The 9,780-nt window shown below is 32.8% G+C and carries 12 protein-coding genes; 11 read left to right on the forward strand and 1 reads right to left on the reverse strand.

Features of this window, described 5'->3' with window-relative positions; genetic code table 11:
* Positions 1-37: 37 nt before the first annotated feature.
* Positions 38-1,606: a WG repeat-containing protein gene (locus ACFSSE_RS04450; RefSeq protein ID WP_379042319.1), complete on the reverse strand. Its 1,569-nt coding sequence runs from the start codon at positions 1,604-1,606 to the stop codon at positions 38-40.
* 150 nt (positions 1,607-1,756) lie between these two features.
* On the opposite strand from ACFSSE_RS04450, the gene ACFSSE_RS04455 reads away from it, so the two are divergent.
* The 11 genes from ACFSSE_RS04455 (at position 1,757) to ACFSSE_RS04505 (ending at position 9,674) form a co-directional block, all read left to right on the forward strand.
* Complete coding sequence (locus ACFSSE_RS04455; protein ID WP_379042317.1) at positions 1,757-2,146, forward strand: hypothetical protein; 390 nt, start codon at positions 1,757-1,759, stop codon at positions 2,144-2,146.
* 412 nt (positions 2,147-2,558) lie between these two features.
* Complete coding sequence (locus ACFSSE_RS04460) at positions 2,559-3,152, forward strand: hypothetical protein (protein ID WP_379042315.1); 594 nt, start codon at positions 2,559-2,561, stop codon at positions 3,150-3,152.
* Positions 3,153-3,277: 125 nt separating this feature from the next.
* Positions 3,278-3,802 (forward strand): hypothetical protein, encoded by a 525-nt coding sequence (locus ACFSSE_RS04465; protein ID WP_379042313.1) that lies wholly within the window; start codon positions 3,278-3,280, stop codon positions 3,800-3,802.
* Positions 3,803-3,805: 3 nt separating this feature from the next.
* Positions 3,806-4,198: a hypothetical protein gene (locus tag ACFSSE_RS04470; RefSeq protein ID WP_379042312.1), complete on the forward strand. Its 393-nt coding sequence runs from the start codon at positions 3,806-3,808 to the stop codon at positions 4,196-4,198.
* Between the two features lie 167 nt (positions 4,199-4,365).
* On the forward strand, positions 4,366-4,887 hold the full coding sequence (locus tag ACFSSE_RS04475) for a hypothetical protein (RefSeq protein WP_379100743.1): 522 nt from the start codon (positions 4,366-4,368) through the stop codon (positions 4,885-4,887).
* Positions 4,888-4,893: 6 nt separating this feature from the next.
* Positions 4,894-5,892, forward strand: coding sequence for a hypothetical protein (locus tag ACFSSE_RS04480; RefSeq protein WP_379042308.1), 999 nt, complete (start codon positions 4,894-4,896; stop codon positions 5,890-5,892).
* A gap of 175 nt (positions 5,893-6,067) precedes the next feature.
* On the forward strand, positions 6,068-6,436 hold the full coding sequence (locus tag ACFSSE_RS04485; RefSeq protein ID WP_379042306.1) for a hypothetical protein: 369 nt from the start codon (positions 6,068-6,070) through the stop codon (positions 6,434-6,436).
* Positions 6,437-6,533: 97 nt separating this feature from the next.
* On the forward strand, positions 6,534-7,754 hold the full coding sequence (locus tag ACFSSE_RS04490) for a thioredoxin family protein (RefSeq protein WP_379042304.1): 1,221 nt from the start codon (positions 6,534-6,536) through the stop codon (positions 7,752-7,754).
* Positions 7,755-7,779: 25 nt separating this feature from the next.
* Positions 7,780-8,673 carry a hypothetical protein gene (locus ACFSSE_RS04495; protein ID WP_379042302.1) on the forward strand — a complete coding sequence of 298 codons (894 nt, stop codon included), beginning with the start codon at positions 7,780-7,782 and terminating at the stop codon, positions 8,671-8,673.
* Between the two features lie 7 nt (positions 8,674-8,680).
* The gene (locus tag ACFSSE_RS04500; RefSeq protein ID WP_379042300.1) at positions 8,681-9,208 is read left to right on the forward strand and encodes a hypothetical protein; all 528 of its coding nucleotides are present in this window, start codon (positions 8,681-8,683) and stop codon (positions 9,206-9,208) included.
* 97 nt (positions 9,209-9,305) lie between these two features.
* A complete protein-coding gene (locus tag ACFSSE_RS04505; protein ID WP_379042298.1) occupies positions 9,306-9,674 on the forward strand; it encodes a helix-turn-helix domain-containing protein in 369 nt (122 codons plus the stop codon).
* Positions 9,675-9,780: the final 106 nt, after the last annotated feature.

Below are 9,780 nucleotides of genomic sequence, written 5' to 3' on the forward strand. Positions count from 1 at the left end.
TATTAACCAAATCCTGGATAAGAGAACCTAGTTTTAGTTACTCAACAGAAGTTATATCTACGTCTAATTTATAAGATTTACTTACAACAATTTCATTGATTTTCTTCTTTGCTACAATTGCAGGAAAAATACTTTGTTCATCATAACTAATTTCATCGTATTCGAACGGTAATATTATATCTCCTTTAAGATTAAATAAACCGTATTTATCGTTTTTGTTTGCTTTAATTAAGTTGTTTTTAAAGTCTTCTAAATACTTAAATTCTGGAGAAATTAATATTTTCCCATTTATAGAAACCAGCCCAGCTTTATCATCTTTAGATATAATGAAAATTTTATCACGGTCGCTAAATTTATTAATACTTGAAAATTCTGGCTTAAGCATCCACTCGCCATTAGCGTTTACTAAACCAAGTTTATCATTAATGGTAACCTTATAATAAATATTAGGAGCGTATGATATTTGGTCTATTCTACTATAAAGCGTATCTAATAATATTTTACCATTAGCATTCATTAAACCATAACGATCTTCTTTTCTGAAAATATAATTCTCTTCGGGATGGTGGATGTAATTAATTTCTTGATAAATAGGAGGTAATAATAATTTTCCTTCGGAGTTTACAACACCATAGTTATCCCCTAACCTTACTCTGGCTGTTGGTATAGCGTCAGTTTGATGAAAATCTATAAAATCAAATTCAGGTTTTAAAACATATAAACCTTTTTTGTTTATCATTCCCATTTTACAAAAGGTAATGATATATTCGCTATTAATGCTATCTAAAGTGGCTACATAATTATATTGAGGATTCAGATCTAATTTATAATAATTTTTCTTTCCGTCTTCATAAGTTGAAAAGCTTGCCTTTTGTCTTTTAGTTTCAACAGGAATAGTTACTAATGCCAAACCATTTGAATTGAATGGTTTGGCATCTAAAAACTTATTTGGTATAATTATTTCTCCGTAAGAGTTAGTATAACCAACTTTTTGATCTTTCAAAAAGATAAAAAGCCCATCTCCGGCATACGTTAAAAAATTAATATTTGGATCACCAATTCGCTTTCCTTCAGTATTAATTAAACTACTTTTCCAGTTTCCAACAGAATCCATGTCAGCCACAACACTTGCTCCATTATTAAAAATTTCAGCATAGTAGTAGCTTACTCCCTCGTTTATGCGTTTACCTTTATTATCAATAAAATGGTATTTATAAGTTGGCCCCATTGGATAAAGCTGACTCTTAGAAAAATTTTCATTTAAGAGAAATTGATCTCCTAGACTATTATCTGTCGTTTTTTCAGTACGAAAGTGCCACGATGCGACCTTAGCCAAACCATTAGAAAATGGTTCTATTTCTAATGGGGAGAAAGGAAAAACGACCTCCCCATCTAATGTAAATATTCCCCAAGCTTGTTCTGGGTATCTATATACAACCATCACACTATCTTCCAAACTTTTATTAACCATTACAGAGTCAAACTGCGCCTCACAAATTACTTTATCCTTAATTTTCAAACCATATTTACCATTTTCTTTAAATAAGGTTTGAGCTTTGCTAGATAATGAGAAGCAAATAATTAGTATGATAATAAGATTTTTCATATTCATATTAAAACTCTAAATTTCTAATATTATAAGCTATAAACAAATACCCAATTGTGGGTATTGTTGATCATTTGAAGGATTAATATTTTTGAGAAATATTATCATAAAATGAAAGTTTACATAATCAAAGCAATTTCGATATTTATTATGATATCAATTTTTTGTGGGTGCTCAAGAGACGCTGAAACTGCCGCAAAGGCTAGAGATGCAGACCCCAATATCATTAACGGTTCTTGGAAAGAACAGTCTACAGGTTTAGTAATAAGCATTATATATCATAAAGAAAATAACTATGGAGCAGCTTTCGTAAGTGAAACTGGTACTGCATTTCCTCCTTCTGCAAAACGTGGAAGATGTATTGATAATGTGCGCTTTATTCGAGGTTTATATTGGGAGGGTGATTCTTACAAGTATTTTCCCGCTGGTACAGGAGGATCTACTACTAATGTATGGAAATCCCCATCAATTGTTGGATTTGCGATGCGATCTGGTGGAAACGAGTTTGTTATGGGAACTAAAACCTATCGTAAATTATAGTTTAATTGATTATTGTTCTTTCAACTGATAAACAATATTTTAAAGAAAGCAAAGCTACGCCAAATAATTATTTTCTATATACAACCTTTTCGACCAATCTTTTTTCTTGAACATTTCCAGATTTGTTTTCAAATCGCAAATCAACTGATATAGCAATTTACTATTATTTAAAAGGCGTCTTCTTTAAAATATGAAAATAAAAAAAGCAGGATGTTTTCACCACCTGCTATAAAAGTTATTTGAAATCCTTGCTATTCTTACTCTCATATTTTATTTTGACCTTTACTAATAATTGCCTTGCAAAAGTCTTATTTTGATATATTTTGTTATAACCGTTTTGTGCATTAATTCTAAAATAGTATAAAAATCCTTACACTCATATTTCACAAGTCAATTACTATTAAAGTGTAACATGTTGGATTATATTTCTTTATTGTTATTGGGTTTAGTATCCCTTGTCAGTATTTTCATTGCATGGTTCAATAAGCAAGAATCAAACCCCACTCCCCATGAAACATTAAGAGACATTATGCCGAAAAAAAACTTAAGCGAACTTCTGGAAGCAAAAAAGCTTGAAAAGCAGCATGAACGTACTCAGCAAGCCAAAAACATATTAGATGATTCTGGTGAAAGCTTTACAAGTATCATCCCTGTTCCGGCGGACGTTGAGCTGATTGAAAAAATGGATAGGTTGCTTATTAAAGGCTCTGTTAAAAGCCTCAGCCTAATATGCGACTACTTTGCACTAATGGAGCAGCTTCCCGAAGAATACTGTATGCTGATGGGCCAATGGGAATTTTCTGTGCTTGAAGGTGCGGCAGCAAGCAGTCTCATGACGCGGACAGTGACAATGCCCCGTGATTATTGGCTTTTTATGAGCTGCAAGCTACGCGACAGCATTTTGGGCTATGATGTTCATCCTTATAATTACGTGTATGAGCCATTAACTTTTAAACAGGTATTGGAATACGGCATAGCAGTGGAGGCAACTGACTATATCAAGTGACACAGATTGTCCGTACTTAATGAATTCACTTGTCTGATAAATAAAATTAAAAAATACCTGACATTGGGTATATAATAATATATTAACTTATTTTATTTTAGTTGTTTGATTTAGAGCCAATAATAATGAAAAGACTCATTCCATTTTTATTTCTCCTTTTATGTAGTATTACCACCAACGCTCAAACAACCAGGCCAACTAAAGAACAGACTATTGAATATATAAAATCTTTTTTTAGTGACCATGAAGTCATTTTTTATTGGGACTCTCAAAAAGAGTTTATCAAAGAGGCAGATAATTACATCTTCAAAGCCTCAGGCAATCAATTAGAAATTTCCTGGGACAGCTACGGCTTCTATTCTAGTGAAAAGGAAAAAAGGGAAGTCTATGTGTTTAATATTAGTGATATTGAGTTTATAGAATTTGTTAAAAACAACGCAAATGATGTCGGTTGTGTTTATTATTTGGCTTTTCATACTCAAAACAAGAAACAGCTGATCAAAAGAGGAGATAATTATGTATCTAAAATGAACCTCCAACTCTTTAGAACCCTAAATTGTGACATTGATTTGAGCGAACTTAAAATTTCAAAAGCTTTTAATCATTTACGTAAACTTAGCGGTGCACCTGAGCCAATAGAATTTAATTAACTTATGAAAATAATCAGCATACTATTATTTATGATTATCAGTTTGAGCATAAAAGCCCAAAAAACTGTCCCAAATAAAGAACAGACAATTACGTTTATTAAAAGCCATTTTGAGGGAGAAAGTTTTTCTCGCAGTAATCAAAACGGTTTTAGGAACAACGAGACTAATTTTAAAGTCCAATTTGAAAACAGCATTTTAACTTTTTACTATGAAAAAGACTACAAATGGACTTCTTATAGCCCTTGGAAAAAAGATAAAGAAAAGTACGTCATCGACTTTGCAGATATTGAGTCAATTTCATCTTATATCCGCGGCAAGGAGGATTCTTATATTGTTTATCTGTTATTAAAGGCAGCACCTGGTAAATATTTTGAAGAATACACTGGTAACTTTTAAAGTCCAAAAAAAGTTAAAGAAGTATATATCCCGGTAAATAACTCTTCATGTGGTGATTGTGAATATTGGTTACCCAGTAAAAAAATTGAGCAAGCCTTCAACCATTTGCGGAAATTATGTGGAGCCCCTGAGCCTATAAAGTTTGATTAAATTTAAAAGTAACAACTATGACAAAAACTATTAGGAACTTATTAATTGTTATGCTAATATTAACATGTATTAATAGTCTAGCGCAGCAGAAACCCAGTAAAGAAGAAACTGTAGCGTTTTTAAATAGGACTTTGCAAGAAGTCATCGGGCTTCGCTTACCGTTTGCTGGGGGCACTTGTTCGGGAGCAACTTTTAATTTAAGTGAACTTGTTATTGAAAGCGCAGGAATGATAGGCGATACCAGATTCTTTGACATTTCACAAAAATATTGGAACATCCGTTGGGATTTGTTTAAAGAAATGGAATTTAAAACGGGTGATAACCAAGCCTCTTATTATCACATCCGTTTTAGCAACAATCTCAATTATTCCCGTAAAATGTTTAATAAAAAATCCGGAGACAATGACGAAATAACTGAAAATTCACAGTCAAACATCCTTTTATTTACTCCACTTAGTAAAGCAGAAAGTGTTAAAAAAGCAGTTTACCGCTTGGTAGAAATTGCCAAAGAAGAAAATAAAGACCCGTTTTTGAATTAATTCAAGATGAAAAAAATAATACTATTAACATTCTGTTTGGTTTGTACTTTAAGTATTTTAAAAGCACAAACTCTTAACAATAAACCAAGATATTTAAAATATGCTACCTTGGTCAGTCCTGTTGATATCACTAAGTATTATGGTGAGCAAGGATTAATTGGTGGTAACAAAGCAACAATTTCTTTAATAAAGGATACTGTTATAGTCAAGGAAGATGGTAAAGTTGAAACAGTTGAAGTTAGAAAAATATTAACAGATACTATTTTAATTAGAAGCATTTTAATTGAAAAAAATTACGCTTTTGATGTGATTGAGCAAATTGGCTCATATAGCATGATTAAATTTTGGGACTTAAGCAATTCAAATGCAAAGAGCCTTCTCGAAAGAATGAATAGTAATAAGGCAAATTCCAGAAAAAATTTCAAAGAGCTTAAAACAGATGAAAATCCAAAAATATTAAATATTAATGGCCTCATGGCCATAACTTCGAGTGACACTATTGACCTCTCAAAAAGCTATTATTTAGTTCCAACAAAAACTCTATTAAACAATTCAATAGAATTTGATAATAAAAGTGGTTTATGGAATATTGGTTTATTAGTTATGCCTATAAAACTTCGCCCTTTTGCTACAGAGAAAGGGCAATTTGATTTTGCCAGCGGCATTTCAGTGGGCCCAACATTTTCTTGGACTGTTCATCACAATTGGAAAACCAATTTTACCCATAATTTTTTAGCTTATATAGGTTTGAGCAGCTATACCGCCGATGAGAGTAAGATTAAGGTGCAAAGAGACGATTATAAATTATCTATGTTTTCGCCAGCAGTTGGGTGGATGTGGGAAAAAAATAATGTACAACTAAGTTTCTTAGTGGGTGTAGATTTTCCTGGAGGATCTATACAGCAAAATTGGGTGTACAGAAACCAACCCTGGTTTGGCATAGGGTTAGGTATCAGTTTATTTAAAATAAATTCTGATGAAACAAATACAGCAGGTAAAAATTAATCTATGTTAATTCTTCACAATTACCATTTGAAAGAAACTTAAAGAGATAAAAAGCGGTTAAAAAGTAAAAACAATAAAAATGAAAAATAAATATTCTACAATCTTATTAGCGATTTTTTCGATAGGAATATCGCTTAGCTTCGTTCCAAAAAGCCAGAAAGTAAGTCCTTTATTAATGGTTGGCATAGCTTATAAAGGGAAAAAGTGTGATAATGTAACGTTTAGTGAAGGGGTTGGCTATAAATTTATCAACTCTTGCTATGGTGGAGACTATACAGAAATACAAGATGGAATAGAATCCACCCTAAATACTTGGTATGGAGTGGATAAAAGTAACATGTCATTCAGTTCTTCCAGTAAATCTAATGGGGTAATTATTAGTTATTTCAAAAAAGTTAGTGGATATGCATGTTCGCTAAAAAAATATGCTGTAGGATATGGAAATAATTATTCGGAAGCTTTAGAGAGTGCAATTAAAAGTAAAGAAATTACCGATAGGGAATCATCGTACAGGATAGAAACATCCTTTTCTTGTAGCAATTAAAAAATGCAGCTTTCAATCTTAAAGTAAAACAGGCATCCTGAGAAATATAATATTTTATACAAAACTATCTAACAATATTCCAATAAAATAATTCATAATGGAATTGGTTTTAATATCGGTGAAACATACTATAAAGTATATTTATTTAACCTTATTTTTTGGTTTTTTAATAACTCCCGATTCAGCTAAAGCTACAGGCATTACCTTTCTTAAAGATGGCCAATGGAGTCTTGCTCTTGCACAAGCCAAGGCTCAGAATAAGCCCATTTTTTTGTTTGGGCATACATCATGGTGTGGTTACTGCAAACAAATGGATAAAGAGGTGTTAACAACAGACCAAGCTGGTAAAGCTTTTAATCCAACCTTTATAAATATAAGCTTGGATATGGAAAAGGGCGATGGATTAGCTTTAAAAGAGAAATATAACATAACCGGATTCCCCGCATTACTGTATTTCAATGCTAAAGGAGAAGTTCTCCATAAAGTTATTGGTGCCACAGATTATAATGGATTGATAAGTACTGCTAGGGCTGCCGCAGATCCTTATAGGCAGTTTTATAAATTGAAAAAGCAAGTTTTAGAAGGAACTTTAGACCCCTCGAGATTTAAATATTGGGTGTACAATGCTAGCACAATGAATGAAGAAGGCCTTGATGATTTGATCACAACCTACCTTGCAAAACAACCTAGCATTGTAAACAATGAAGACCTTTTTGAGATATTTTTTTTTACCAAGGCGCTGCCCACAGAAGCTCAATTAAAAGAATTATACGAGTACTTAAACAAATCTAGCGTAGAAAGAGTGCTTAAAGAAACAATGAGCGAACAGCTGCTTATTAAATTGATAGCTATGGCTTCTAATTTTAGTTCAGATAAGCAATCAAAAGAATTAGATTTCATTGCATTTAAAATATATATTTCAAAATTCCTACCCCAATCTGCGGAACTGGAAACTCAAAAACAAAAAATCAAATACTATAAAGAAAAATCTGACTATAATAAATTAGTATCAGAGCTGGCAATTATAATCGACAGCCCTAAAGTTAAACCGAGTGCCAAGGAATTATGCGTTTTGATTGGAGAATACTCAAACGTTCTACGTCATACAGAAAGTCTAGCTTCCTTTATCCAAAAAATAAATGGTTACGTTTTAAAGCCAGAGGATAAAACAAGGGTCTGTTATAAAACCATGGCTTTGCTTTATCTTTATGATGAACAGGGAAATCAGGAAATGGTGAATAAACTAGCTGCCCAAATAATTAATGATAAAAATACACCTGCATATTTGAGAGAAGAGGCTGTTTTTAGAGCAGATTAGATTTATAAAAACATAATTGAATTAAATGAAACTAACATTCCTTTTACTAATACTTATAACTCTCACTGCACCAAACCTACACGCCCAGGATGTAAAAGCAAACCACATTGAGGGGAAATGGGTAACTTCCAGAGAAACAGAACCAGCCTCAATGAAGCTTGACTTTTTATTAAAAATTGATGGGACAAAAGGCAGGATAATAGATGGGGATAAGGTAGCAATGCCTCTGTATGATAGTATAACCTACGATGGAAATGGCGTATGGTCTGCCATTGCTTATAAACCAGTTATCAATAAAGATAATACGCAATCCTTTCGTATGGTGAGAAGCCAAGCCGTAAAGCTGAGGATAAGTGCTGATAAATATTCCCTGTTCGAAATCCCGGGTAACATTGAACTGTTAAGACGAGGGATGTATCCCGGCGAACAGGAGGAAATTGACCGGATAATAAAGACATTACCGGATATTCCCCGGCCTTCTGATGAAGAATTAAGCAAATTATGTTATAGAATAGATAAACATGATGTCGAGTTTAATTCTGACCTCAAAAAAATGGCTGGAGTGACATCTTCTGATCCTCCTCTTCTTATAAAAGCTAAAGTTCAAAAATTTTGGAAAACTTATTATATGGATTTAGGTTGCGACAGCTCAGGATTCTCGGTTGAATTTGGTAATATTTTAAAATTTTCTACCCATCGAAGTTATAGTTGGTTCATTGATGTTGTGAAAGAAAAGTATAATGTAAACATTGATATCCCTGATCCAGTTGATGGTAAAACCTTGTTAGATTTTGTACAGGATGAAATACTGAGATTTGAAAAAATAGATAACCAAATCGAAAAGGTAAAAGAACTCAAAGATATTTATATACATCTAAAAAACGATTTAGGCGCCAAACATGCTGTTGAATTAAAATAAGCCATAAATGAACATATCGCAAAAGGCAATCTTATTCCTCATTTTTTTACTAGTGCAACTATCTGTAAAAGCTCAAGTTGCAGCAGACGAACAAAAGGAAATAGACCAGATAATAAAAACATTGCCTGTTATTCTGCGACCGTTAGAGGAAGAACTTGCTAGCTGGTGTTTTGCAATTGGTCAAGGTGACAGCAAAAGTTATACGTCTTTGCTCAGAAAAATGGCCGGAGTAGCATCCTCTGATCCTCCTGTTCTCGTAAAAGCAAAAGTTCAAAAATTCTGGATGACTTATTATGCCGATTTCGGGTGTGACAGTAGTGGGTTTCCAGTTGAATACGGCAACATATTAAAATACTCAGTTCATCAGAATTTTTCACTTTTCATTGATGGGGTGACAGAATATTATAACGTAAATATTAATATCCCTGATCCTGCTGACGGGAAAAATCTATTAGATTTAGTTCAAGATGAAGTTGTTAGATATGGGAAAATACCCGGTCAAATGGATAAAGTAGGAGAGTTGAGAAATCTCTAAAAGCATCTAAAAAACGACTTAGGCGCTAAACATGCTGTTGAATTATATAAATTCCGTTAAATAATTACACAAAATATGTTATATTTACTAAAAAAACATGGCAAATGTATTAGTAATTAAGGGTTATACATCTGAGCAAATCAAATCCGAGTTTACCAAGGACGATAGGTATAAGGTTGGAATGAAATTGAATGCTATCTATCAATTATCGAAGGGAATGTCGAGCAGGAAACTAGTAGAGTTTTACGGAACTAGTTTTAAACAGATTTTAAATTGGGTTCATAGATTTGAAGCCGAAGGGGTTGAAGGGTTAATGGATAAAGCTGGAAGAGGACGGCAGGCTAAGTTAAATGAAGTCGAGCTTCAAAGCTTGAAAGAAATCATTTCTGATAAGACTCCTTTGGATTTCCAATATAACACTGCTACATGGACTGGAGCAATAGTGGGTTGGAGTTGCTACCTTTAACTAGAGGGATTTTAAAGTCAGGTTTAATATAAACACATTAAATTTGAAACTATGAACAAACGAATGTTTGATGATTCCTTTAAGAAAATGGCTGTAGATTTATCTG

The organism is Pedobacter alpinus, assembly GCF_042684645.1.
In the GTDB taxonomy this organism is placed as follows: domain Bacteria; phylum Bacteroidota; class Bacteroidia; order Sphingobacteriales; family Sphingobacteriaceae; genus Pseudopedobacter; species Pseudopedobacter alpinus.